General features: G+C 56.6%; 20 protein-coding genes. 4 read left to right on the forward strand and 16 right to left on the reverse strand.

Annotated features, from left to right (window positions below; genetic code table 11):
• Nucleotides 1–43 precede the first annotated feature (43 nt).
• From fetB to arnB, 9 genes are read right to left on the reverse strand one after another with little or no spacing between them, the layout of a single operon-like run.
• A complete protein-coding gene (fetB, locus tag ACFL9S_RS11805) occupies nucleotides 44–802 on the reverse strand; it encodes an iron efflux ABC transporter permease subunit FetB (protein WP_405262102.1) in 759 nt (252 codons plus the stop codon).
• Nucleotides 789–1,454, reverse strand: a complete 666-nt coding sequence (gene fetA / locus ACFL9S_RS11810; protein ID WP_405262103.1) for an iron efflux ABC transporter ATP-binding subunit FetA — start codon at nucleotides 1,452–1,454, stop codon at nucleotides 789–791. The genes fetB and fetA overlap by 14 nt, the downstream gene beginning before the upstream one ends.
• A gap of 42 nt (nucleotides 1,455–1,496) precedes the next feature.
• Nucleotides 1,497–1,883, reverse strand: coding sequence for a 4-amino-4-deoxy-L-arabinose-phosphoundecaprenol flippase subunit ArnF (arnF, locus tag ACFL9S_RS11815; protein ID WP_405262104.1), 387 nt, complete (start codon nucleotides 1,881–1,883; stop codon nucleotides 1,497–1,499).
• Entirely contained in the window at nucleotides 1,883–2,206 is a 324-nt protein-coding gene (arnE, locus tag ACFL9S_RS11820) for a 4-amino-4-deoxy-L-arabinose-phosphoundecaprenol flippase subunit ArnE (protein ID WP_405262105.1), read from the reverse strand. The genes arnF and arnE overlap by 1 nt, the downstream gene beginning before the upstream one ends.
• Nucleotides 2,203–3,867, reverse strand: a complete 1,665-nt coding sequence (arnT, locus tag ACFL9S_RS11825) for a lipid IV(A) 4-amino-4-deoxy-L-arabinosyltransferase (RefSeq protein ID WP_405262106.1) — start codon at nucleotides 3,865–3,867, stop codon at nucleotides 2,203–2,205. The genes arnE and arnT overlap by 4 nt, the downstream gene beginning before the upstream one ends.
• Nucleotides 3,868–3,873: 6 nt before the next feature.
• Nucleotides 3,874–4,767 carry a 4-deoxy-4-formamido-L-arabinose-phosphoundecaprenol deformylase gene (gene arnD / locus ACFL9S_RS11830; RefSeq protein ID WP_405262107.1) on the reverse strand — a complete coding sequence of 298 codons (894 nt, stop codon included), beginning with the start codon at nucleotides 4,765–4,767 and terminating at the stop codon, nucleotides 3,874–3,876.
• Nucleotides 4,764–6,746: a bifunctional UDP-4-amino-4-deoxy-L-arabinose formyltransferase/UDP-glucuronic acid oxidase ArnA gene (gene arnA, locus ACFL9S_RS11835; RefSeq protein WP_405262108.1), complete on the reverse strand. Its 1,983-nt coding sequence runs from the start codon at nucleotides 6,744–6,746 to the stop codon at nucleotides 4,764–4,766. The genes arnD and arnA overlap by 4 nt, the downstream gene beginning before the upstream one ends.
• Nucleotides 6,743–7,720: an undecaprenyl-phosphate 4-deoxy-4-formamido-L-arabinose transferase gene (gene arnC / locus ACFL9S_RS11840; RefSeq protein ID WP_405262109.1), complete on the reverse strand. Its 978-nt coding sequence runs from the start codon at nucleotides 7,718–7,720 to the stop codon at nucleotides 6,743–6,745. Before arnC ends, arnA begins: the two co-directional genes overlap by 4 nt.
• Before the next feature lie 3 nt (nucleotides 7,721–7,723).
• Nucleotides 7,724–8,863 carry a UDP-4-amino-4-deoxy-L-arabinose aminotransferase gene (arnB, locus tag ACFL9S_RS11845; RefSeq protein WP_405262110.1) on the reverse strand — a complete coding sequence of 380 codons (1,140 nt, stop codon included), beginning with the start codon at nucleotides 8,861–8,863 and terminating at the stop codon, nucleotides 7,724–7,726.
• Nucleotides 8,864–9,339: 476 nt separating this feature from the next.
• Between arnB and ACFL9S_RS11850 the strand changes: the two genes are divergently transcribed.
• A complete protein-coding gene (locus tag ACFL9S_RS11850; protein ID WP_405262111.1) occupies nucleotides 9,340–9,804 on the forward strand; it encodes a pyridoxamine 5-phosphate oxidase in 465 nt (154 codons plus the stop codon).
• 126 nt (nucleotides 9,805–9,930) lie between these two features.
• On the opposite strand, the gene ACFL9S_RS11855 is transcribed toward ACFL9S_RS11850, so the two are convergent.
• Nucleotides 9,931–12,312: a glucose/quinate/shikimate family membrane-bound PQQ-dependent dehydrogenase gene (locus tag ACFL9S_RS11855; protein ID WP_405262112.1), complete on the reverse strand. Its 2,382-nt coding sequence runs from the start codon at nucleotides 12,310–12,312 to the stop codon at nucleotides 9,931–9,933.
• A 156-nt stretch (nucleotides 12,313–12,468) separates the two neighbouring features.
• On the reverse strand, nucleotides 12,469–14,577 hold the full coding sequence (pqqU, locus tag ACFL9S_RS11860; RefSeq protein WP_405262167.1) for a TonB-dependent receptor PqqU: 2,109 nt from the start codon (nucleotides 14,575–14,577) through the stop codon (nucleotides 12,469–12,471).
• A gap of 518 nt (nucleotides 14,578–15,095) precedes the next feature.
• Between pqqU and ACFL9S_RS11865 the strand changes: the two genes are divergently transcribed.
• The 3 genes from ACFL9S_RS11865 (at nucleotide 15,096) to ACFL9S_RS11875 (ending at nucleotide 17,219) form a co-directional block, all read left to right on the forward strand.
• A complete protein-coding gene (locus tag ACFL9S_RS11865; RefSeq protein ID WP_405262113.1) occupies nucleotides 15,096–15,476 on the forward strand; it encodes a hypothetical protein in 381 nt (126 codons plus the stop codon).
• 19 nt (nucleotides 15,477–15,495) lie between these two features.
• Nucleotides 15,496–16,638, forward strand: a complete 1,143-nt coding sequence (locus ACFL9S_RS11870) for an iron-containing alcohol dehydrogenase (RefSeq protein ID WP_405262114.1) — start codon at nucleotides 15,496–15,498, stop codon at nucleotides 16,636–16,638.
• Nucleotides 16,639–16,802: 164 nt separating this feature from the next.
• Nucleotides 16,803–17,219 (forward strand): RcnB family protein, encoded by a 417-nt coding sequence (locus ACFL9S_RS11875; protein WP_405262115.1) that lies wholly within the window; start codon nucleotides 16,803–16,805, stop codon nucleotides 17,217–17,219.
• A gap of 155 nt (nucleotides 17,220–17,374) precedes the next feature.
• Here ACFL9S_RS11875 and ACFL9S_RS11880 read toward each other — a convergent pair whose 3' ends face one another.
• The 5 genes from ACFL9S_RS11880 to ACFL9S_RS11900 all read right to left on the reverse strand — a co-directional run bounded on the left by ACFL9S_RS11880 (nucleotide 17,375) and on the right by ACFL9S_RS11900 (nucleotide 24,217).
• Nucleotides 17,375–19,030: a methyl-accepting chemotaxis protein gene (locus ACFL9S_RS11880; protein WP_405262116.1), complete on the reverse strand. Its 1,656-nt coding sequence runs from the start codon at nucleotides 19,028–19,030 to the stop codon at nucleotides 17,375–17,377.
• A 164-nt stretch (nucleotides 19,031–19,194) separates the two neighbouring features.
• On the reverse strand, nucleotides 19,195–20,793 hold the full coding sequence (locus ACFL9S_RS11885) for an ABC transporter ATP-binding protein (RefSeq protein WP_405262117.1): 1,599 nt from the start codon (nucleotides 20,791–20,793) through the stop codon (nucleotides 19,195–19,197).
• 3 nt (nucleotides 20,794–20,796) lie between these two features.
• Nucleotides 20,797–21,606, reverse strand: coding sequence for an ABC transporter permease (locus tag ACFL9S_RS11890; protein WP_405262118.1), 810 nt, complete (start codon nucleotides 21,604–21,606; stop codon nucleotides 20,797–20,799).
• Between the two features lie 70 nt (nucleotides 21,607–21,676).
• Nucleotides 21,677–22,666, reverse strand: coding sequence for an ABC transporter permease (locus tag ACFL9S_RS11895; protein WP_405262119.1), 990 nt, complete (start codon nucleotides 22,664–22,666; stop codon nucleotides 21,677–21,679).
• A gap of 6 nt (nucleotides 22,667–22,672) precedes the next feature.
• Complete coding sequence (locus ACFL9S_RS11900; RefSeq protein WP_405262120.1) at nucleotides 22,673–24,217, reverse strand: ABC transporter substrate-binding protein; 1,545 nt, start codon at nucleotides 24,215–24,217, stop codon at nucleotides 22,673–22,675.
• Nucleotides 24,218–24,225: the final 8 nt, after the last annotated feature.

A 24,225-nucleotide genomic window follows, 5' to 3' on the forward strand; every position in this document is an offset into this window, starting at 1 on the left:
CGTTGACCTGGGCCATCGTGCAGACCAGCACCACTCTGGCCGTTTATTTCAACTGCACACGCGCAGTATAAAAACGGCGGGCCGCCAGATACCCCGCAATTATCGTCGACAGGCTGGCGGTGCCGAGCAGCATAAACGTCACCATAATCTGATACTTAATGGCTTTTACCGGATCAATACCGGCAAAAATCAGACCGGACATCATACCCGGTAAACTCACCAGACCGACCGTTTTTGCTGCATCAACCGTTGGGATCATAGCTGCGCGTATGCTGTCACGCACGATAGAGGTCGATGCCAGCTTTGCACTGGCTCCCAGGCTCAGCATCTCTTCCACCTTCTGGCGATTATCACTAAAGCGTTGATTCAGATTGCTGAAGCACAACCCCACCGCCACCATCGCATTACCGGCAACCATTCCCGAGATCGGGATCACCTGCATGGGCATAAACTCAATCGCACCACTAAGCAGCAGAGTGGCCAGCGTTAGCGTGGTCCCGGAGGTAATGGCAATAAACGAAATCAGAAAGCCTCTGTCGATAGCGCGACTGCGCTTTTTCGCGTTCAGCGCGGCATTTACGCAGATAAACAGCACCATCAACACCGTCAGCCACTGATTGTTGATATCGAAAATATACTTAAGCACGTAGCCAACAATCACCAACTGCACAATGGCGCGCGCCACGCTCCAGATGATGTCTTTTTCCAGCCCTAACCGCTCTTTACCGCTGACCAGCAGTGCAACCACCACCAGCATTAATGCCAGTGCCAGTGACTCATTAGTAATATTATGCTGGTTCATGCCAGCTCTCCATTTCGGCGGGCGACAGCCGGAGCCGCCGTCTGCCATCGTTTGTTTCTACGCTGTCGTGGCTGATCCAGATCGCCGCACTTCCCCGTGCCACCTGCTCGCCGACCAACTGCGCTACCCTCTGTTTATTCTCGTCATCCAGCGCGCTACTGATTTCGTCCAACAACAGGATATCCGGGGGGAACTGCATATTACGCAGCAGTGCCACGCGCTGTTTTTCCCCGCCAGAGAGTTGATCCACCGGCGTGTCCAGCATCGCAGAAGGCAGCCCCAATCGTACCAGCTCATCGCCGAGATGCTGACGATCAACAGGCTGCTGGCGGATCTGATAAGGCAGAGAGAGATTGTCATATACCGTACGGCCAAACAGCTGTGGCGTCTGAAAGACGTAGGAGACTCGCTGGCGATACTGTTCGGGTTTCAACTCAACAATCGGCTGACCGTTAAACCTCACTTCACCACCGGACGCATCGAGCAGGGAAGCAATAATTTTCAGCAGGGTACTTTTACCCGCCCCGGATGGCCCCGTTAGCCAGAGGAACTCGCCTTTGTGAAGTTCAAAGGACACAGGCAACAACAGCGTTTTATCCTGGCGCACAAACGTAACCTCCCTGACATGCAGGAGAGGAAGTGAAGGGTTCATGTTTTTGACAGACTCTGTGTAATGAATCGCGCGATGATAGCACTATCTGTGGGTATTTTTCCCCGGCCAGAATATCAACAACAGCCCGGAGAGGATGATCACCGCGCCCACCAGCTTGCCCCAGAGAAAGGTTTCATTTATTCCAGGCAACCACAGCGCCGCCGCCCATACCAGCAGATAGCTCAGGCTCAGCAGAGGATAAACCCGGCTCAGGGGCAGGCGCTGCAAGGCCAGCAACCAGCACAGCATCGAAAGACCGTAGGCCAGCAGCCCGCCGAACAGCACCAGCGTGGGCAAGGAGAGGCTGAGAAGCGCCGTGCTAAACAGCGCGGGCTGATCAATAGAGGGAAACTGTACGATCGCCCACTTCATCATTAACTGCGCGGCGCTGATCAGCAGCACGCTGCAAAAAGCCCAGATCAGCCCCATCAGGTATAGATCCCCATCACCGCCACTCCAGCCACAATCAGCACAATGCCCAGTCCATGACGCAATGAGATCGCTTCCTGCCACAACCAGCGTGCGGCGAGGGTCACAAAAATAAAGTTAAGACTCAACATGGGGTAAGCCACCCCCACTGGCACGATTTGCAGTACACGCAACCACACCAGCAGCGCTATCCCCAGCAATAAAATGCTGGCCGCCAGCCACACCAGCAGATAACGGTGGCCCTCACGCATCGTCGCCTGCTTCTGACATAACTGCCCGCCGCAGCTCAACAGGCTGGCCAGGACAATCAGCAACATATTCACGGCTGCTGCCGATAGAGGTAAAACAGCATCCGCCCCTGCTGGTAGAGACGATCAGGCACAGGGATACGCTCATCCACTTTGTCGCCCTCAGAGGAGAGCTTAATCACTAATGACACATTACCTTCACGCCGATGAGCGCTCAGCCATTGTGCAAAATCCGCAGTCGGAATAAGGCGATCGGCACCATCGGCATAGCGCAAACCGTAGGCCAACTCACCCTGCTGTTCTAACAATAAAATATCGCTGCGCTTCAGTTCCCAGGCCAGCGCAGATGCCGTGCCAATCGTGTTCGACAGCACAAATCGACTCTGCTGCAAATCCCGGCTGACGTCGGCAATAAACGGCTGCGGCTGCTTGGAATTAATCACCTTATCGGGGATGACGGCACCCACCACCAGCGCTAGCCCCAATGGACACAGCGCGGCAAGCCGCCAGTGTCTCGCGCCCCCGATCAGGCTGGCCGCGCCCACCAGTGCCCAAAACAGAAATGCCGTTCCTGCCAGCAGCACTTTGATCACCTCATGCCGGGCATACACCGGGTGCCTGAGCAGCCCCCACGGCGCCACGATCAGCACCATTGCCAGCAGCAGCACGATCCCCACCACCAGATTGACCACGCCGTTGGCTTTCAGGCCGCGTCGCCCTGCGGTGGACAGTGCCATCGCATGATGTGCCAGCAGCATCGCCAGCGGTGCAAAACAGGGCAGGATGTAGGTCGGCAGTTTGCCTTTCGCCACACTGAAAAACAGCAACGGCATCACCACCCAAGCGAGTAAATAGGCAGAACTCGCCGCAACCACCTGCCGCTCCCGCCAGGCCCGATGCAGCGCCCCAGGCAGCAGCCCAAGCCATGGCAGTGCCCCGGCAATCAGTACCGGGATGTAATACCAGAATGGCGCTTTATGCTGAGCATCATCCTCCGCAAAGCGCTGAATATGCTCCACCCAGAAGAAGTAATGCCAAAAATCCGGTTCCTGTCGGGCAATACTGATGGCCCAGGGTGCCGAGATCAGCGCCGCACTGAGTAAGGCCAGCGGCCCGCATAACATCAGCTCTTTCACACGACGCTGCCAGATCATCCACGGCACAATCGCCACCACCGGCACCGCCAGCGCCAGAAAGCCTTTGGTCATAAAACCCATCCCGCAGGCCAGCCCCAGCAGTAACCAACCCGCTGTTTTCTGCCGCCGACTTCCCCCCTGCCCGACCAGCCAGAAACTGCACATCGCTGCCGTCAGCCATAGCGTGATCATCGGGTCTAATACCGCATAAGTCCCGATGCAATAGACCAACATGCAGGTGAGGAAGATCACCGCAGATAACAACGCGGTCGCACGCTGACGCCACATACTGAACGCCAGCCAGTAAATCAGTAAGGCACTGAGTGACACAGAAAACACTGAGCCAAAACGCACGGCGAAATTGTTGCCGCCGAAGATCCACTGACTGATGTTATTGATCCAGTACCCGGCTATCGGCTTCTCGAAATAGCGCAGATCGAGAAAGTGTGGCACCACCCAGTTTCCACTGACCAGCATTTCACGGCTGATCTCCGCATAGCGAACTTCATCCGGCTGCCAAAGAGCACGGAACTCAAGAGGAAGCAGGTAATAGAGCACATACAACAGGGGCAGTAACAAGGCATAACGGGTGTATTTCATCCGCAATCACTCAGCTAATTGCTGGCATCCCAGCCAACCTTCACGGCCGGGGAGGCTACCCCGAATAATTTTGCCCGTTGGCAGCTGCGATAGATCCTGCGGCAGCAGCTCGCCCAGTGGACAGAAACGGATCCCACGCTGTCGCGCCTCCGTCAGCAGTGCATCAAACTGATCCGCCAGCACGATCCCTTCCGCTTCGGCATGGATGGTGTAAACCGGAACGCCCTGCTGACGACCGATCTCATCGAGGATAAATGCGTTGTAGTGCTCAGGAGCAACACGCATCCCGACCACTTCGTCCCACGTTGGTAACGTCACCGGGATCTGTACGGTTCCCAGGCGCCCATCGGGCAGAACTGGCCGGAAGGGTTCTGTGCCGCGACAGTCGCTGTTATAACGAAAATCAAAAGGCTGTTTGGCGGCGAGGACACGACCATCTGCCCGCCAGCCCGCTGCCGCTGAGCAGGTTACGGGTTGCCCGATGAGTTCACTGAGTGCTTCCACCCCGCGACGGACCTCTTCGCTTAACTTCCCGGCAGACCATACGCCTGCCCAGGTTTGCCAGGCAAAATGATCCCAGGCGTGCATGCCTGTTTCATGCTGCTGGCTCGCCTGACGGATCACATCGGCCAGCCCCTGACCGATGTGTCGTCCGGGCCAGGCTGTACCCGCCAGCAGAATGTCCCAGCCATACAGTGAAGCCGCATTTGACCTCAGCATCTTCCACAGAAAGCGTGGTTTTAGCAGCCGCCATAAATGGCGGCCCATATTATCCGGCCCAACGCTGAAGAAAAAACTGGCGCGAGTTTGCTGGCGTTCAAGGATAGAGATCAGGCGCGGCACACCGTCCCGGGTTCCGCGCCAGGTATCCACATCAATGCGCAGACCGACATTGATCATTTGATGATCTCGTCCTGCTCAACGGTTTGCAGGAAGAAATCGAGCGTGGCATCAATGGTGTAGTTCATCGCTACCTCAGGCTGCCAGTTCAGCAGGCGTTTCGCATTACGGATTGACGGTTTCCGGTGCTCCACATCCTGATATCCCTTGCCGTAATAGCTGCTACTTTCCACTTCGCGGAAACCGGCAAACGGCGGGAATTGGTGGCGCAGCGGGTGCCGCTCAAAACTGGCCAGCAGCTGTTCGGCCAGCTCTTTAATACTGGCTTCGTTATCCGGGTTACCGATATTGATAATCTGCCCGTCGCAGTTCTGCTGCTTGTTTTCGATAATCAGGAACAGCGCCTCAATGCCGTCACGAATATCGGTAAAGCAACGCTTCTGCCGCCCGCCGTCAATCAGCTTAATTGGTGAACCTTCCACCAGATTGAGGATCAGCTGGGTAATGGCGCGTGAACTGCCGATACGTGCGGCGTTCAGGTTATCCAGACGTGGTCCCATCCAGTTGAACGGCCGGAACAGCGTAAAGCGCAGCCCCTCTTTTTCTCCGTAGGCCCAGATCACCCGATCCAGCAGCTGTTTAGACACTGAGTAAATCCAGCGCTGTTTATTGATCGGACCGACCACCAGATTCGAATGGTCCTCATCGAAAGTGGCATCGGTACACATGCCATAAACTTCCGAGGTAGAAGGGAAAATAATGCGTTTTTTGTACTTCACGCAGTCGCGAATAATCTTCAGGTTTTCTTCAAAATCCAGTTCAAACACGCGCAGTGGGTTGCGGGTATATTCGATCGGCGTGGCAATCGCCACCAGCGGGAGAACCACATCACATTTTTTAATATGGTACTCGATCCACTCCGAGTGAATGCTGATATCCCCTTCAACAAAATGGAAACGCTCGTGCCCCACGAAGCGGCTAATCGCATCAGAACCAATATCCAGCCCGAAGATTTCGAAGTGATCATCGGCCAGCAGGCGCTCCGTCAGGTGGTTACCGATAAAGCCATTGACGCCGAGGATCAGCACACGGGCTCTGCGTTTTGCCGCTGCCACCGGCTGGTTATGCAGTAAGGCACCTGCTACCAGTCCCAACGTTTGCGCCAGCTGGCTGCCCTGCATATAGACGCCGCTGTCGCTTTGCCCGGTGACCACTTCCAGCGCACCGTCAGCACAGGCGATAACAAAAGGCGAGACGGAAAGCACCGTACCGGGTTTTGTCACCGGCCAGTCGTGGCAGATTTTAGATTGCCAGATGATGAACTTCGCGGCACCCACATAGCTGAACGCCCCCGGCCAGGGATCGGTAACCGCACGCACCAGGTTATGGGTACGTTGCACCGGCTGCTGCCAGTCGATGCGCCCGTCTTCCGGGGTGCGTCGTCCAACACAGGTTGCCTGGTTTTCATCCTGCGGGTATTCAGTGAAATCACCACTGAGCAGGCCCGGCAGGCTTTGCGACAGCAACTGCTTCGCACTCTCACACACCTTATAATGCAGCGTCAGCGCATTATCTTCCGCCGCAATCGCCACTTTCTCACGAGCGATAATCGCCCCGGCATCGGCGCGTTTCACCATGCGATGCAACGTGACGCCGGTTTCTTCCTCGCCGTTAACCAGCACCCAGTTCAGCGGAGCACGGCCGCGATACTTCGGCAGCAGTGAGGCATGCAGATTAAACGCCCCCACAGGCGCACAGGCGAGGATCTCGTCACTCAGCATCTGGCGGTAGTGGAATGAGAAAATCACGTCAGGTTTCATTTCACGGATGCGGTCAACCCACAAAGGGTGGTTAACCTCCTCTGGCGCATAAACCGGCACACCCAACTGCGCGGCAGTACGTGCGACAGAACCGAAGAAGTGATTCTCAGCGGGATTGTCCGCATGGGTGAAAATTGCGCAGATTTCAAAACCCGCTTCAGCCAGCGCCCGGATCCCGGTGCAGCCCATATCATGGTAGGCAAAGACTACGGCTTTCATAATGATTTATCCTGTGTGGTGTTGGCGTCACGGCTGACAACGCGCTGAATAAAATAACGAGGACGAGCGCGTACATCGTTGTAGATGCGCCCGATATACTCGCCAAGCAGCCCCATGCCAATAAACTGTGCACCGACAAAAATAAACAGCACGGCAAACAGCATAAATACCCCTTCTGCTGCCCACTGCGGGCCAAGGAACAGGCGCAGTCCGAGCAGCAGCAGGGAAATAGCAAAACCTGCCAGCGCAATCACACTGCCAAAAACGCTTAACAGACGCAGTGGCGTGGTGGTCAGGCAGGTGATCAGGTCATACATCAGGTTGATCAGGCGCATAAAGCTGTATTTGGAGTCGCCAAATTCACGCTCGGCGTGCAGTACCGGGATCTCCGTCGCCCGCCGGGCAAAGGTGTTCGCCAGAATAGGGATAAAGGTGCTGCGCTCATGGCAGTGCAGCATGGCATCCACAATATGTCGTCGGTAAGCACGCAGCATGCAGCCGTAGTCGCCCATCGCTTTGCCCGTGGTGCGTTGAATCAGATGATTGATCAGACGCGAGGCACGCTTACGGAACCAGCTGTCCTGACGGTTTTGCCGCACGGTGCCAACCACGTCGTAGCCCTGCCGGGCCGTTGCCACCAGGCGGGGGATCTCCTCAGGGGGATTTTGCAGATCGGCATCGAGCGTGATAATGAGGTCACCGCTGACATGGCTGAAACCGGCCATGATCGCCGAGTGCTGGCCGTAGTTACGGTTCAGCAGCACCGCAACAATATGGCTGCCCGGCGCCTCTGCGGCGGCAGTAAGCATCTCGGCCGAGGCATCGCTGCTGCCGTCATCAACCAGCAGAATTTCATAGTCGATAGCCAGCTGCGCGCAGGCCGTATCCGTACGACGGATCAATTCGGGCAGGCTCTCCTGCTCGTTGTACACCGGGATCACGACGGAGAGTTTGTTGATCGGTTGTTCTGTCATCTCTTATCTCTTTGCCAGCTTACGCAGCGCCACAATCACGCGGCTGCCATCTTCGTCAGTCATCCCCGGGAACAGGGGAATCGAGCAGATACGCTCTGAGTTCCATTCCGTGTGCGGCAGGGACAGGTGAGGGAAGCGCTCGCGATAATATTTCTGCGTATGCGCCGCCCGAAAGTGCAGACCGCTGCCAATCCCCTGCTCTTTGAGCGCCTGCATCAGTTCATCGCGGCTGATACCGCATCGCTCAGGGTCAATGCGCAGGATAAACAGGTGCCAGGCGTGGTGATGCGGCCAGTCAGGCTGAGCCAGAGGCAGGAACGGGGTATCGGAAAGCTCGTCGAGGTAGCGCAACGCAATCTGCTCACGCCGGGCGTTGTTTGCTGCCAGTTTGTCCAGCTGCACCAGCGCAATTGCCGCATTGATGTCAGCCAGGTTGTATTTGAAGCCAGGCATGATCACTTCGGCCTGTGGCGCGCGGCCGTGGGTCTGGCGATCGAAAGCATCAACCCCCAGTCCGTGGAATTTCAGGCTGCGCACGCGATCGGCCAGAGCATCATCATCGGTGACCACCAGCCCGCCTTCGGCACAGCTCATATTTTTAATCGCGTGGAAAGAGAAGATGGCGGTACCGCTGCGGCCCACATGCTGCCCGCGATAGTGCGTACCTGCCGCATGGGCCGCATCCTCGATAACCGCAATGCCCCGCAGCTCCGCCAGTGTACGAATAGCAGCGATATCAGCGGGGGCGCCCGCATAATGCACCGGAACAATGGCTTTGGTCCGTGGGGTGATGGCCGCTTCAATCAGCGCTGGTGTCACCATCAGCGTATCGCGATCAACGTCGATCATCACCGGGGTCGCCCCCAGCAGGACGATCATATTCAGTGTGGAAACCCAGGTCAGCGACGGGGTGATCACTTCATCACCCGGCCCGATACCCAGCGCCATGAGCGTGACGTGCATCCCGGCTGTTGCGGAACTGACGGCAATCGCATGGCGATTCCCGGTGAGCTGGCAAAAAGCCTGTTCAAGCTGCTGATTTTTGGGGCCGGTGGTGATCCATCCTGAACGCAGCACCTCGGCAACAGCGTCCAATTCTTCCGCACCCATTGCCGGACGCGAGAAAGGCAAAAAGTCTGTCATTGATTACATCCATTAAACAATTAACACCACAAATAATGAATCAGGATAGCAGGGGCTGATATTCCCCCCCTCGATCCTGAACGAAATACTGCATTTTTTCATTTTGCTGGTCTTTACACCCTCTGCCCCTCAGCTGAACACCAAAGCGTCAAAAATAGCCTGGTCGCTCTAAAAACGAGCAGTAAAAGCTTAACAACACCCGGATATATAGAGCTTAAATGAAAATTATTAGGGGAAGATTAAGAGAGGCCAGCAGGGGGCAGATTAAATCAGGCTGGTTGATGGTAGGTTTAACTATAAAAGGGGTTGTGTACACATCAACCCAGGAAAAAACCAAAATATAAAAATAACTTCATCATTTTGTAGCGAAATATTTTATCTGAAGAAACAAGACGGCAGCATACACGGCAAAGTGATACTGCGAACCAGGCCGATTGCAGAGTAAACTGGCTGTTTTACGCCAGAAGGAAATGGATATGACCGCCACCACCCTGCCCGACGCGCTGCTGGATTTGCTCGACGGCTCGCTGCCTGCCAGCCATCTGCATCAGGCGATTCGCCTGTCCAGCGTCGGCGAAAATGGCTGGCCCTATGCGGCACAGCTTAGCCTGGGCGAGATCATCGCTCGTTCACCGGGGGAACTGCTGTTTGCCATCTGGCCGCAGTCCACCACCACGCGTAATCTGCAACGTGACGGGAAAATCACCCTCGCGCTGGTGCTGGACGGTGCGGTGATAGAGATTCAGGCGCTGGCAACACAGCGCGAGGGCACCCTGACAGCGCTGGAACTGGCGGTATTTAGTGCGGAGGTCAAACAGGTCATCGCCCATCGGGCACCATATGCCACAGTGACCAGTGGGTTAACGTTCACTCTGAACGATGAAGCCGCTGCGCTGATACGCTGGCGCGAGCAGATCGCGGCCCTGAAAGCACTGGCATAAAAAAAGGGCGACTTTTCAGTCGCCCTTTTTGCTTTGCGGGTCAGGCATGCCTGACCCCTACACTAATTGTCGCCAGGTGCATGATTACCGTAGGGGCGAGGCACGCCTCGCCCGTTTCAGACACCGTTATTTGCTGTCAGGCAGCGCGTAAGCTTTCACGTAGTCGCCCAGTTTAGTACCGAATGAACCGTGGCCACCGGCCACAATCAGTACGTACTGTTTGCCATTCACTTCATAGGTCATTGGTGTCGCCTGGCCGCCTGCTGGCAGACGCGCTTCCCACAGCTGTTTGCCGTTAGAAACGTTGAATGCACGCAGGTAGTTATCGGCGGTGGCAGCAATGAAGAAGACGTTACCGGCAGTGGTCACCGGCGCGCCCAGCATTGGCATACCCATTTTAAACGGCAGCGGAACCGGTGAGCTGTCGCGCACGGTGCCGATACGTTTTTTCCACACGATATCATTGGTTTTCAGGTCAACCGCAGAGATGTAGCCCCATGAAGGCTGTTTGCATGGGAAGCCCAGCGGAGACAGGAACGGATTCAGCGTCACACCGTACGGCAGGCCATACTGTGGCTGAACGCCAGACTCAGTACCGGTACCGCCCTTATCATTCTCATCAGGCTCAATCGGGTTACCCGGGCCACGTGGGATCAGGCGGGACACAAACGGCAGCGCCATTGGATTAGTCACCGCAACCTGACGGTCAGTATCCACCGCGATACCGCCCCACTCGAACATGCCGAGGTTACCCGGGAACACCAGGGTACCCTGCTCGGATGGCGGAGTGAACGGACCTTCATAACGTAACTGGTGGAACATCACACGACAGATCAGCTGATCGTAGATGGTGGCGCCCCACATATCCTTCCCGGCCAGCTGTGCTTTCGGGCGGAAGCTCAGTTCAGAGTAGGGCTGCGTAGGGGAAACGTGATCGCCCTTCGCTGCACCGCCTGGAACCTTCATTTCCGGAGCCGGAACCACAGGCTTACCGTTGGTACGGTTCAGCACAAAGATGTCGCCGGTTTTGGTCGGAATGTAGATGACCGGAACCTTGTTGCCGTCTTTGTCGTTGATGTCAGCCAGCGTTGGCTGCGCCGGAACGTCCATATCCCACAGATCGTGGTGAACGGTCTGATAGAACCAGGCCAGCTTACCGGTGGTGGCATTCAGTGCCAGCATACCGGTGGCGAAACGCTCCATCTCCGGGGTACGGTGACCGCCCCAGATATCAGGCGTTGCAACGCCAATTGGCAGGTAAACCAGGTCCAGTTTGGCATCGTAAGACGCCGGTGCCCATGAGTTCGGGGAGTTCGGCGTATAGTTCTGCTCGCCTTCCGCAATCACGTTCGGATCTTTCGCGCCGGTATCGAAGGCCCACAGCAGCTTACCTGTGTTGACATCGAAACCACGGATCACACCGGACGGCTCTTTGGTTGAGTAGTTATCGGTTACCGCACCGGCCATCACAATGGTGGTGCTGGTGATGATGGGCGGTGACGTTGGCTCGTAAGAACCCACTTTGTTGTAAGGCAGATTGCTCTGCAGGTTCAGCTTACCGTTGTCGCCGAATTCCGGGCACAGAGCACCGGTTTCCGCGTCCAGCGCATACAGGCTACCGTCATTGACAGGCAGTAACACGCGGCGTGAGCACAGCGCAGGCTGAGTCCCGGCCGGGGTCGCTGCGGCTTCTGGTGTCTGGTAGTAAGACACACCGCGACAGGTCACATGCTGGAACGTCGGATCCGTCTTCATCTTCGGATCAAACTTCCATTTCTGCTTACCTGTAGCAGCATCCAGCGCAAACAGCTGCTGGTGCGCGGTACACAGATACAAAGCATCGCCGATTTTGATTGGCGTGACTTCGTTGGTGATCTCACCCGGATCGTTAGGTGTTTTCAGATCGCCGGTCTGGAAGGTCCAGGCTTCCTGCAACTTATCAACGTTACTGTCGTTAACCTGCTTCAGCGGGGAGTAACGCGTACCGCCCTGCGTACGACCGTAGGCTGGCCAGTCGCCTGCCGGAATACCGTCGTCAGCCGGGGCCGCAGCGGCCTGATCCTGGCTCAGCGTGCCGTTGATTTCCTGCGGGTCGTTAAACACCGAGTAAGCCAGCACCGCGACCACAAACACCAGCACGGCAGAGAGTGCCATGCGTGGGAATGCACCCGTTGAGCCAAGGCTACGCCAGATGAATGGCAACACCATCCACAGGCCGAGGAAGAAGGTCACGTCCAGGCGCGGCGTGAGCGCCCAGAAGTCGGAACCCACTTCCCACAGTGACCAGACCGTGGTCGCCAGCAGGAAGATCGCGTAGAGCAGCAGCGCTGCGCCACGGCGGCGATACAGCAGGAACGCAGTGATCAGCAGAACCACACCAGCGATGATGTAGTAGAGCGAGCCACCCAGTTTAGCCAACCAGATACCGCCGATTAACAGATAAAGGCCACTCAGGGTGGCGAAAATCGCTGTTAACAGGATCAGTATTCTTGATGCTTTACTTTGCATAGTTTGAACCTTACCAAAATTTAAAGTCATCGATTAAGCGAACGCCCAATCTTTTAGTTTTGTACTTACCTATCCATACGGTGTTGTTGGCCCGCTGTTGCAGGCGCTTCAGCAGGCCATTACTGGATTCATTGCCGCATTACTGCAGCGAAATACTTAGAACTGATACGTCATGGTGGCACCGCCGCCCCAGTTACGCCCCGGTGCAGGTTCGTAGTAGCGGTTATAGCCTTCATTCACGATAACGGAGCCAACATACTGGCGGTCGAACAGATTATCGACGCGGCCAAACAGGTCCAGTGACCACTGGCTCCAGTTGAAACGGTAGCCGCTGTTCAGGCTGGTCACGGCGTAAGACGGAGCCTGCGCATCGTTGGCATCGTTGGCCTGAATGTCACTCATATAACGAATATCAGCACCGGCATGCCAGCCGCTTTCTGGCACATACGCCAGTGAAGCGTAGCCCATATTGCGCGCAATTCCCGGCAGGCGGTTGCCCGCAGGGGTACAGCTCGACCCCGTCGCATTACAGGTTTCATTGCGATAAGTCGCATCCAGCAGCGTCCACGCCAGCTTCAGGTGCCAGTCCATTGCGAACTGCTGGTCAAAGCCCAGCTCCAGGCCACGGCGGCGCGTCTCTCCGGCATTTTTATACACCGCACGGCCACCTGAACTGCTGTCGACTACCAACTCATTATCGGTATTGGTCTGGAACACGGCAGCGGTCAGCAAGCCGTAACCGATGCGGGTTTTACTGCCCAGTTCAACGGTGTCGCTGGTGGCGGGTTTCAGCCCCAGGTTCAGCCCCGTCTGCGTGCCGGAGGTCGAGCGGTAGGAAAGCTCATTAATGGTCGGCGTTTCAAAACCACGCCCGGCAGAAGCATAAAGATTCCATGCATCCGTCACCGCATAGTTCAGCGATCCCATCGGCAGCAGCTTGTGATAGCGCGCACTGCCGCTGTCATCGCCGTTCACACTGGTTATATAATAGTCGGTGGAATCAAAGTTCACCGTGCTGTAGCGCAGCCCGGCATCCAGCGTCCACTTCGGCGTCAGCTGCCAGCTGGTTTGCAGATAGGGATCGAGGTTCCACAGGGTGTTTTTTTCGTTACGGCGCTGATCGCCCTTCTCACCGAACTGGTTAACCCCATTCACCGTGTTGTAGTTCTGGAAGCCCTGACGGCGTTCGGTCATGGTTTCATAATCAAGCCCGCCGATCAGCGTCACCGGCACCGAACCCAGCTGGCCGTCGTGTTTCCAGCGGGTATCCACACCCTGATATTTACGCTCCAGCACAATCACACCGCCGGGATATGTAGCAAGCTGCTGAGTACCGTAAGGAATGGACTGATACTGGGTGGTGTGGCGCTCGCCGTGCCAGGTGGTCAGCGTCAGCTGGTCGTTGTCACTCATCTCACGCTGATAACGCAGGCCGACCTGAGTCTGGTCCAGACTCTTTCGTGTATTAAAGTTATCGCCACGTGGCGACTGACGCGGATTGGCTTGGTATTCGGCTTCCGTCAGACCACCGGGATCGTTGGCATCAACCGATACGCTGTTAAACATCAGCGTCAGGGTACTGACATCATCAAGACGCACGCCGAGCTTGCCGTTACCCAGGCTTTTCTGTGTGCCGCTGTGGTCGCGGAAGCCGTGAGTGGTAAAGCGTGAACCGGAAAGGGTGTAATTCACGTCACCTGCCTGGGTGCCATCACCGGTAGCCCCGCTGGCTTTCACGCTGTTGCGCCATGAGCCATAGCTACCGAAGTAAGTGCCTGCTTCCAGCGTGGTGGGCTGGCTGCCCGTTTCGCTGTCAATATTCACCACGCCGCCGGAGGCGTTGCCGTACAGCGCCGAATACGGCCCGCGCAGCACGTCTACCTTACCCACCGAGTTAATATCAATGTTCGACGTCTGCCCCTGCCCATCCGGCATGGTGGCGGGAATACCGTCAACATACAGACGCACACCGCGCACGCCGTACATGGAACGGCTGCCGAAGCCACGAACAGAAAGTTGCAGATCCTGAGCGTAGTTCTGACGATTCTGAATTTGCAGCCCCGGAACACCGCCAAGGTTTTCGGAAATGTTCACCTGCGCGCTGGAACGGCGCAGATCGTCACCTTCCACCACGCTGACTGCCGCCGGGGTATCCAGTTCGGACAAGCCCGTGCGTTGTTTAATCACCATCAGGGAGGATCCCTGTCCCTGAGCACTGGCGGCATCGGTAGCGGATTGTGCATAGCTGACAGCGACCGGCGTCATCAGAAACAGAGGCGTCAGAAAGTAAGCAGAGGTTTTATTATTCACAGGAATTATTCGATGAGTAAAAATGATGCTAAAAGTCTTACCCGGCCCAGCCCGGTAAGCGCCCAACATTCCCTGACGTACACGGCTTTGTCTTCACCTTGCAACCCCGCCAAAAGTCTATAACCCCTGGTCACGTTTGCTCCGTTCATCGCCAAAGAACGCTTCCCTGTTTTGCGCTGACGTCTTTTTTCCGTGCGGCAGTTACGCGTTGCCGTCGGCACTTATGTGATGTACGTCACAAAACGGTGGTGATTGTAGCACTCATTAATTCGCTTGCGAACTATTGTTAACGTTTTGGCTAAATTGATTCACTTTAACGTTACAAAATGGAGGGTTATTGAATATGCAGCCATACAGCGATAGTGAACACTAACTATCCAGCGAAGCATGACTGCACAATGACGTTATTATCGTGCCGGGCTATAATCAGTCGCATCACACCCAATGTGGAACCGCCACTAACAGGATGTATCATGCCGAAGTCAGGACACTGGCTGTTGCCCGCTTTCCCTTCACCGCTGCCGGTTATCCGCGCGCTGCCCGCGTTGCTGGTCTTACTGCTTGCCGCCTGCTCTTCAGACTATAAGGGCCAGCAGTGCCCTGGTGAGATACAGACCCTCAGCGGGCAATCGCAGGGCGTCACCCAGGCGATGATTATTGACCGCTTCAGCTCATTCTCAGTGGCGTTGCCCGATCTCAAGCTCGACAGCGGGCCATTACAGTCCAGCGATCGCCAGCTCTATATCCCCTCAGCAACCACGCAGGATGGCTGGCTGGCACAGCGTATTTCCGATCACCGTTTCGCCATTATTAACGCCCCGAAAGACCAGGCGATCACCTTTACCTGCCCTTAACCTGCGAGAATTTCTGCTGATGTCTACGCGTCAATTGATCACTAACCGACACACCTTTTTTGGCAGCGGCAGCCTGGAACAGCTGGTCCCGCTGCTGAACGATCCGGTATTGCCCACCCTGCTGTTCTGTGGCCGTTCATTTCTTAACGGCAGCGCCTGGCAACAGCTTCAGCCCACGCTGGAACCCCTGCTGTGCGGCGTGGAGATCGTCAGTCATGAAGCGTCTCCTGATGAGATCGATGCCTGGGTTGCACGCTGGCGAGACAAGGCAAAGCGCGTGGTCGCCATTGGCGGCGGCAGCGTGCTGGATGCAGCCAAAGCGGTTGCCGCACTCAGCCAGCATCCCCTGAATACCCTGCGCTATCTGGAAAAAGTGGGCGATACCGCCGTGACGGGGGCCACGCTGCCGCTGATCGCTATCCCAACCACGGCGGGAACAGGCAGCGAAGTGACGCAAAATGCCGTGATCACCGACAAAACCCGGCTCAACGTCAAAGCATCATTACGTCACGCTAACTTTGTGCCGCAGATAGCGATCCTCGACCCGGAGCTGCTGCGCGGTGCCTCGGATCATGTGCTGGCCTGCTGCGGCATTGATGCATTTACGCACCTGTTTGAAGCGTATCTCTCCCATAGCGGCAATGCTTTTACCCGCCAGACTGCCATCAGCGGAATGCAGGCTTTTATGCGTGGCTGGGCGGCACTCAACCGGGATGATGAAGTGGGTAATGAGGCGCGTGAACAGATGATGATCGCCTCCTGGCTCGGCGGGCAAAGCCTGAGCATGGCCGGGTTGGGCGTGATCCACGGTATCGCCGGAGAGCTGGGCGCTATCAAGGATTATCATCATGGGGAAGTGTGTGGCCGCCTGCTGCTGCCGTTCCTGCATCTGCTGGGAGAGAGCGAACACCCGCAGCAGATTGCACTGATGCAGCAGTTGGGTGCCGCTCTGTTCCCGCTGGGAGAAGGGGCAACGGCAAGACGGCTGGCCAGCTGGCTGACCGACAACGCCATTACGCCGTTCTGGCAGTCACCGCCCTCACTGAGTAGCGAAGAGATTGACTGGATCCTGGCCCGTTCCAACAGCAAAAACAGCCTGGTGATCTACAGCGTGGAACAACAACGCGGGCTGCTGGAACAGGCTTATCAGCGGGCTGATTAAGCACAACTGCCGGGCACACTGTGGAGAGGTGCCCGGCATTGCGTTAAGGAAGTTTAAAAATTTCGTTAAACCCGGCAACTTCAGACTTTTACCCTTGTTCAACCGCCCGCCTGACGCCACATTCCGTCTGTCTGAACATTGATTCAATCGCCAGGAATAACAAGATGAAAAAGATCGCTACGGTTGCCCTCTCATTTATGATTTTCGCCAGCAGCAGCCTGAGTGCCTTTGCTCAGGGTCCTGATAATGGCCCAGATCAGCAGCAACACAAACGTCCACAGCAACAACATCAGCAGCCGCCGCAGAAAAACCAGCAACAGGGTCATAACGCTCAGCCGCAGCACGCTTCGCAGCACCAGCAGCGCGGTGGCCAGCAGGCAGGACATCAGCAGAAACCTGACTTCCGCCAGGGTCGCGCGCTGCCGCCGCAGTATCGGGGTAAAGGGTATCAGGTCAGTGACTGGAAAAAACGCGGATTGAAATCACCGCCATCCGGTCATCGCTGGATGAACGTTGACGGTAATTATGTCCTGATCGCTGTTGCTACTGGCGTGATCGCTTCAGTGATAGCGCACCAGTAATAGCAGCGGGCGGGGCGTGCCCCGCCCCTACTAATACCGGCTCCCCACCCAGCCTACACCAGCACCCGGCAAGGGTCCCCGTGTATTCGCAGGGGCCGGGCACGTATCCCCTTTATTCGTAGGGGTCGGGCATGCCCGACCCTTGCCAGTCAGGTTTAGAAAGAACTCCAGTTATCATCGACACCCGCAGCAGCAGGTTTCGCTAAACGCGCAGCGGGCGCAATGGCCGGTACTTTCTTCTGATGGGTTTCAACCGGCACACGGCGATCGGCCTGCAACCTGAATGCCGATACCAGCTGGCTCAGCGTCGATGCCTGCTCCTGCAACGACTGCGATGCCGCCGATGCTTCTTCAACCAGCGCGGCGTTCTGCTGGGTCACGCTATCCATCTGACCAATCGCCAGATGCACCTGCTCGATGCCCTGACTCTGCTCAGAAGTCGCCGCAGCCATTTCACCAACAATATCCGCCACCTGACGAATCGATCCCTGCACCTTCGCCATATTCTCACCGACATCGGCCGCCTGCACCGCACCGCTCTCCACCAGCTGCGCGGAGGTGACAATCAGATCTTTAATCTCGCGGGCAGCGGTCGATGAACGTTGGGCCAGATTACGCACTTCACTGGCAACCACGGCAAAACCACGCCCCTGCTCACCTGCGCGCGCCGCTTCTACCGCCGCATTCAGCGCCAGGATGTTGGTCTGGAAGGCAATACCTTCAATCAGCCCGGTAATATCAGAAATTTTACTGGAGCTGGTTTTGATTTTATCCATGGTGCCGACCATCGCCGCTACGGCATTGCCACTGTGTACTGACAGATCGTTAGCGGTGCTGGCAAGGGAGCTGGCCTGACGGGCATTTTCGGCGCTCTGTTTTACGGTGTCGTTCAGGGTGCTGATGCTGGCGGAGGTCTGCTCCAGCGAGGCAGCCTGTTCTTCGGTACGCGCAGAAAGATCTTCGTTACCCGCCGCAATCTGGGTTGATGCGGAGCTGACAGACTGAGCGGAAGAGGTCACTGAGCCAAGCACGCCGGAAACACGCGCCATCAGGCTGTTAAAGGCGGCAGCGGTTTTGCCGATCTCATCATTACGCGTCGCATCCGCCTGCTGGCTGAGGTCAAGTGTTTCGCTGACCGAAACCATAACATTCTGCAGGCCGTTCAGGCTGTTACGTACACTGAAGATAGTTTTCACCGCCAGCAGACCCAGAATAACAATGGCAGCAGAGGCAAAAATCAGCATGCCCCAGAAAATCTTACCGTAGATCTCCGTGTTCTCGCGGCGCAGGTCATTACTGGCATCAATATTGAGCTGAATCTGCGCCTGTAAACCTGTTGCCAACTTACGAACCGCTGCACCCACACCGTTTTCACCCTGTAACAACGGCAATGCGCGCGCATCATCGTGGGCACGGGAGGCAGTAATAAACTCGGGAAGCGCGGCCTGAATTGCCGTAATGGTATTCAGTGCATCCTGAGTCATGCTGCGGTCGGTATCGCTAGAAATGTCATTGGCCATGTAGTAATCGGTCAGCGTTTTCAGCTGGCCCATAATTTGGTCTATTTTCGTTTCAACGGCGGGCTGCTTGCTGTCGTCGTTCAGACTCTGATGTTCATACAACGCCAGACGCAGTTCGCTGGCAGCACCGATCGTTTTGTCGAGGTCTTTAATGCTGGGAATGGCGTTCACCTGCACAAATTCAAAACGGGACTGGAATCCGCTTAACGCTGAGAGGGAATACGCCGACAGCGCGATTAACGACAGCGCCAGTAAGGTGAAAATCAAGAACAGCCGTTTAGTTATGGTCATGGAAATCCCCGGTGAGAGTGCAGGTATGCTCAAAACAATTCACGCTGCAGCCTATCTGCAGCATGAAGAATAACGAGTCATTATTGGACGTTCTGTGTCGCCCATCTGCAGTGTTATCGGTAATTTCCTGGTAGAACTTTATCCATTACCAAAGTCTTTTCGTTTTATTTTGACATTGGTGTTGCAGGCACGCTGGCTTCCTCCAGCCAGCCGGGACGCATCTCCGGCACCGCCCGCAGCAGTTGCGCGGTGTAATCATCCAACGGTGCGGTAAACATCTGCTCCAGACGTCCCTGGCGCACCACTCTGCCATAACGTAACACCATCACCTCATCGGCCACCGCCCGGACCACATGCAGGTCATGGGTGATAAACAGCAGGGAAACACCGGTTTCCTGTTGCAGCTTTTTCAGCAGCGCCAGCACCTCACGCCCGACCAGCGGATCGAGCGCCGAGGTGGGTTCGTCACAGACAATCAGCTCCGGCTCTACCGCCAGCGCCCGTGCGATGCAAACACGCTGCTTCTGCCCGCCAGACAGTGAATGGGGATAACGCGCCGCCAGCAGTGGCGACAGGCCGACCTTCTCCAGCAGCTCACCGACCCTGGCCTGGCGCTGCTGCGCCGTCAGCGCCGTTAAACACACCATCGCACGTTCAATTTGCAGACCAATGGTCAAGCGCGGGTTGAGCGCCGTATCAGGATGCTGATGAATCATCTGGATGGTCTGCATCTGCTGACGAGAACGCTGGCGCAGTTGTGGTGGCAGCCGCTGACCGTTAAAGGTGATGTCTCCTTCTGAGGGGGCCACCAGGCCACATACTGCCCGGCCGAGGGTGGATTTACCCGCCCCGGACTCGCCGATCAGCGCCAGCGTGCGTCCCCGCCCTACCGTCAGCGATACCGCATGCAGTATCGGGTCGCCATGATAGCCAATGCTCACATCGCGCAGGCTCAGCAGCGGCAATGTGGCGCTGCGCGGCTGATGCGGTTCACCGTGACTGTGCAACAGATCGCGGGTGTAGGGCTGGGCTGGCTGCGTCAGCAGCGCCCCCGTCTCGCCGCTTTCCACTTCACGACCGTGGCGCAGGACCATAATGCGCTGGCTGAGCTGGGCAACCACCGCCAGATCGTGGCTGATATACAGTGCAGCAACGCCGGTCAGACGAATAATTTGCTGAATGGCCTTGAGCACTTCCAGCTGAGTGGTCACATCCAGTGCGGTGGTCGGCTCATCAAACACAATCAGTTCCGGCCCGGCGCAGATCGCCATCGCAATCATCGCCCGCTGCAGCTGCCCGCCAGACACCTGGTGCGGATAGCGATGGAAAAACAGCTCCGGCTGCGGCAGCTGCAACTGGGCGAAGATTTCAATTGCGCGGCGGATGGCAGCCTGGCGGTTCATCACACGGTGACGCAGGGTGCTTTCAATCACCTGTTCGCCGATTTTTTTCGCCGGGTTGAAGGCGGCGCTGGCCGACTGCGCCACGTAGGCAATTTTTGCCCCGCGCACTTTGCGCCACTGGCGTTCCGACAGCGCAGTCAGTTCCTGCCCGGCAAAGTGGATCTGCCCACCGCTCAGGGTCATCCCGTGGCGAAAGTGCCCCAGAACGGCCTGGCCGATGGTCGATTTCCCGGCACCCGATTCGCCAATTAACCCCAGCACTTCCCCTTTACGCAGGGTAAAGGAGATATCCTCAACCAGGACAGCATCGCCTGCAGTCACCCGCAGTTTATTCACGCTTAACAGCGGTTGTTCACTCATTTTCTACTCCTGCCAGCTACGGCTATGCTGGCTCAACAGCCAGTCAGCAACACTGTTTAATACCAGTGCCAGCAGGGCAATTGCGGCACCCGGGATCAGTGCCGCCCAGACGCCAAACAGGATGCCATCTTTATTATCACGTGCCAGGCCACCCCAGTCGGCGGTTGGCGGCTGGATCCCTAAGCCAAGGAAGGAGAGTGCCGACAGGAACAGCAGAATAAAGATAAAGCGCAGGGCAAATTCGGCAATCAGCGTGGTAAAGGCATTCGGCAGGATTTCACGCCACAATACCCAGCCCAGCCGCTCGCCGCGCAGACGCGCCACTTCAATAAATTCCTGTGCCGCAATATCCAGCGCCAGCGAGCGCGATACGCGCAGCACGCGGGTGGATTCGAGAATGCCCAGCACCGCCACAATCACCGGAATGGTTTTTGGCAGCATCGCCAGCACCACCAGCGCTAAGATCAGCGTTGGGATCGCCATCAGGATATCGTTAACGCGCGAGATCACCTGGTCGACCCAGCCACGGTAATAGCCCGCGATAAAGCCGAGAAAAGTGCCGATGGCAAAGGCCAGCAGCGTGGCGACCGCACTGACGCTCAGCGAAGTGCGGGTGCCCCAGATCAGGCGAGAGAGAAGATCGCGCCCGAGGTTATCGGTGCCCAGCCAGTTTTCCGGCGTCACGCCACTCCAGGCGCTGCCCACTACCTCGCCCGGCGCATACGGTGCCAGCCACGGAGCCAGAAGCGCCACCAGTACGAACAACACCAGCCCGGTGGCACCGGGCAACACAGCAAGTTTCAGCCTAAACATCCACATCAGTTCCTTGTAAAACCCTGCCAGCCACGCTCCGTGCCGTCAGGGTGTAAAGCATGACTATTGGCTAGCGACTGTGACGCAGACGCGGGTTCGCCAGCAGGGCGACAACGTCGGCCAGCAGATTCAGCAGGATATAAATACCCGCCAGCAGCAGCGCGCAGTCCTGGATAACCGGGATATCACGCTTACTGATGCTGTCCACCATGTACTGACCGAGGCCAGGGTAAACGAAGACGTTTTCCACTATCACTACGCCGACCATCAGCCACGCCAGGTTCAGCACAATCACGTTAATGATCGGTCCCCAGGCATTAGGCAGCACATGACGGAAGAGAATGGCGGAAGGCGACAACCCTTTCATCAGCGCGGTATCGACATACGCGGCATTCTGCGCGCTGACCAGCGCAGCACGCGTCATATTGCTCATATGCCCGAGAATGGCGAAGATCAGCGTCATACACGGCAGGGCAATGGCCAACAGACGATCGCCCAGCGGCATATCGTCCGCAATACTGCTGTTACTCGGCAACCAGAACAGGGTGATGGAGAAGATCAGGATCAGCAGATAACCGGAAAAAAACTCCGGTAGCGAAACGGCGGCACGAGTCAACAGGTTCAGCAGCCGATCGATCCAGCTTCCCTGATAGCGCGCAGAGATAAAGCCTATCGTCAGCGCCAGCGGCACCGCGACAATCGCGGTGAAAAAGGCCAGCGACAGCGTATTGGCTAGACGATCAAGCAGCACCGGGGCAATCGCTTCACGGCTGGTAAAGCTGTGACCAAAATCGCCATGCAGCACACCACCCAGCCAGGCCAGATAGCGGCTCAGCGCAGGCTGATCCAGCCCCAACTGTTGGTTGAGTGCCACCACCGCCTGCGGCGTGGCCGTTTGCCCGAGAATAGCCGTGGCGGCACTGCCCGGCAGCAATTGAATGCCGACAAAAATCAGTATCGATACCACCAGCAGCATCACGACACCGGCCAGCAAACGCAGGGCCGTCAGTTTTAACAGGGGAAAGTGGCCCTTCCCCCGACGTTCACTAAAATGACTCATTCGCTGTTATGCAAACCACACTTTTTCAGCGGCACGGTTACCGCTCATGGTAAAACCTGGGATGGCGACAAAACCCTTCACTTTGGTGCTGGATGCATCCAGGGCATCGGCGTACAGCGGGATAATTTCACTGCCCTTCTCAACCAGCATCACCTGGATATCGTGATAGATCTGACGGCGTTTCTGTTCATCCTGCTCACCCCGTGCAGCAGTGACTAACTGGTCAAACGCAGGTTCTTTCCACTGCGACTCGTTCCACGGAGCATTGCTGGTGAACACCAGCGACAGCAGCGCATCGGCAGTCGGACGCAGCGACCAGTTGGACGAAACAAACGGCTTCTTCATCCAGACGTTGTCCCAGAACGCATCATCCGGCACACGCTCCACTTTCAGCGGAATACCCGCGCGTTCAGCCGAGTTCTGATACAGCTGCCCGGCATCCACCGCGCCCGGGAAGCCCGCTTCGGCCACCGACAACACCAGCGGGCCGCTGAAGCCACTTTTCTGCCAGTGGTATTTCGCCTTTTCCGGGTCATACGGACGCTGCGGAATGTCCTTCGCGAAGTACGGACTGGACGGGAAAATCGGGTTATCGTTAGCGACAGTACCGTAGCCGCCCAGCACGGTTTTAATGATTTGCTCGCGGTCGATAGCGTATTTCAGCGCCAGTCGCCCATCCAGCGTGTTAAAGGGAGCGGCAGTCGCCAGGCCTGGGAAGGTGAAAATCTGGCTGTCGCGTGAGCGCAGCAGCTGGATAGTTGGCATGTTTTTCAGGCGATCAACAATGCGCGGATTCACACGGTTGATGATGTGTGCAGAACCGCTGGCAAGGGCAGCCACACGTGCTGTGGAGTCATTCATTGCCAGTGTTTCAACGGAGTCAACATGGCCACGCGCCGGGTTCCAGTGGTTTGGATTACGCTTCACCAGCGTACGCACGCCTGGCTTAAAGCTTTCCAGGATAAACGCGCCCGTACCAATGCCTTTATCAAAGTTCTCGTTTTCTGCGGTGATAGCAAAATGGACATCGCTCAGCAGCGCAATAAACTCCACATTGGGTTCTTTCAGCTTGATGGTCACCTGGTCAGGGGAGGTGGCCTCCAGCGATACGACCGGCTCCAGATAGCCTTTGACCGACGAGCTCGATTTCTCATCACGATGATGGTTCAGTGAATAGACCACATCTTTCGCCGTCAGGGTGCGGCCATCGTGGAACTGAACCCCTTTACGGATATTCAACACCCAGGTTTTGCTGCCATCGTGGGTTTCCCAGCTTTCCGCCAGTGATGGCGTAATTTTGCCCTGTTCATCCACTTCGGCCAGGCAGTTAAACAACTGTGAACCGACAAAATACATATAGGATTCAAACCAAAAGGCCGGATCGATGCGGTCAGTACTGGAGGCGTTATCCATACCGACAATCAGATGCCCGCCTTTTTTGGGCGTAACAGGCGCGGTTTCAGCCGCCCACAGTGATTGTAATGGCAGCCCGGAACAGGCCGCTGCAACGGAGATCGCACCGGTGGTTTTGATAAAGTCGCGACGATTCATAATGTTGT

The sequence above is a fragment of the Erwinia sp. AnSW2-5 genome, assembly GCF_045107195.1.
In the GTDB taxonomy this organism is placed as follows: domain Bacteria; phylum Pseudomonadota; class Gammaproteobacteria; order Enterobacterales; family Enterobacteriaceae; genus Erwinia.

Excerpts from the sequence above, each read along its gene's own strand:
- ACFL9S_RS11850 (WP_405262111.1), top strand. The coding sequence starts at position 9,340 with ATGACCGCCACCACCCTGCCCGACGCGCTGCTGGATTTGCTCGACGGC.
- arnD (WP_405262107.1), bottom strand. The coding sequence starts at position 4,767 with ATGATCAATGTCGGTCTGCGCATTGATGTGGATACCTGGCGCGGAACC.
- ACFL9S_RS11870 (WP_405262114.1), top strand. The coding sequence starts at position 15,496 with ATGTCTACGCGTCAATTGATCACTAACCGACACACCTTTTTTGGCAGC.
- ACFL9S_RS11890 (WP_405262118.1), bottom strand. The coding sequence starts at position 21,606 with ATGTTTAGGCTGAAACTTGCTGTGTTGCCCGGTGCCACCGGGCTGGTG.
- pqqU (WP_405262167.1), bottom strand. The coding sequence starts at position 14,577 with ATGACGCCGGTCGCTGTCAGCTATGCACAATCCGCTACCGATGCCGCC.
- fetB (WP_405262102.1), bottom strand. The coding sequence starts at position 802 with ATGAACCAGCATAATATTACTAATGAGTCACTGGCACTGGCATTAATG.
- arnF (WP_405262104.1), bottom strand. The coding sequence starts at position 1,883 with ATGGGGCTGATCTGGGCTTTTTGCAGCGTGCTGCTGATCAGCGCCGCG.
- arnB (WP_405262110.1), bottom strand. The coding sequence starts at position 8,863 with ATGACAGACTTTTTGCCTTTCTCGCGTCCGGCAATGGGTGCGGAAGAA.
- fetA (WP_405262103.1), bottom strand. The coding sequence starts at position 1,454 with ATGAACCCTTCACTTCCTCTCCTGCATGTCAGGGAGGTTACGTTTGTG.
- ACFL9S_RS11895 (WP_405262119.1), bottom strand. The coding sequence starts at position 22,666 with ATGAGTCATTTTAGTGAACGTCGGGGGAAGGGCCACTTTCCCCTGTTA.
- arnT (WP_405262106.1), bottom strand. The coding sequence starts at position 3,867 with ATGAAATACACCCGTTATGCCTTGTTACTGCCCCTGTTGTATGTGCTC.
- ACFL9S_RS11855 (WP_405262112.1), bottom strand. The coding sequence starts at position 12,312 with ATGCAAAGTAAAGCATCAAGAATACTGATCCTGTTAACAGCGATTTTC.
- arnA (WP_405262108.1), bottom strand. The coding sequence starts at position 6,746 with ATGAAAGCCGTAGTCTTTGCCTACCATGATATGGGCTGCACCGGGATC.
- ACFL9S_RS11865 (WP_405262113.1), top strand. The coding sequence starts at position 15,096 with ATGCCGAAGTCAGGACACTGGCTGTTGCCCGCTTTCCCTTCACCGCTG.
- ACFL9S_RS11880 (WP_405262116.1), bottom strand. The coding sequence starts at position 19,030 with ATGACCATAACTAAACGGCTGTTCTTGATTTTCACCTTACTGGCGCTG.
- ACFL9S_RS11885 (WP_405262117.1), bottom strand. The coding sequence starts at position 20,793 with ATGAGTGAACAACCGCTGTTAAGCGTGAATAAACTGCGGGTGACTGCA.
- ACFL9S_RS11875 (WP_405262115.1), top strand. The coding sequence starts at position 16,803 with ATGAAAAAGATCGCTACGGTTGCCCTCTCATTTATGATTTTCGCCAGC.
- ACFL9S_RS11900 (WP_405262120.1), bottom strand. The coding sequence starts at position 24,217 with ATGAATCGTCGCGACTTTATCAAAACCACCGGTGCGATCTCCGTTGCA.
- arnC (WP_405262109.1), bottom strand. The coding sequence starts at position 7,720 with ATGACAGAACAACCGATCAACAAACTCTCCGTCGTGATCCCGGTGTAC.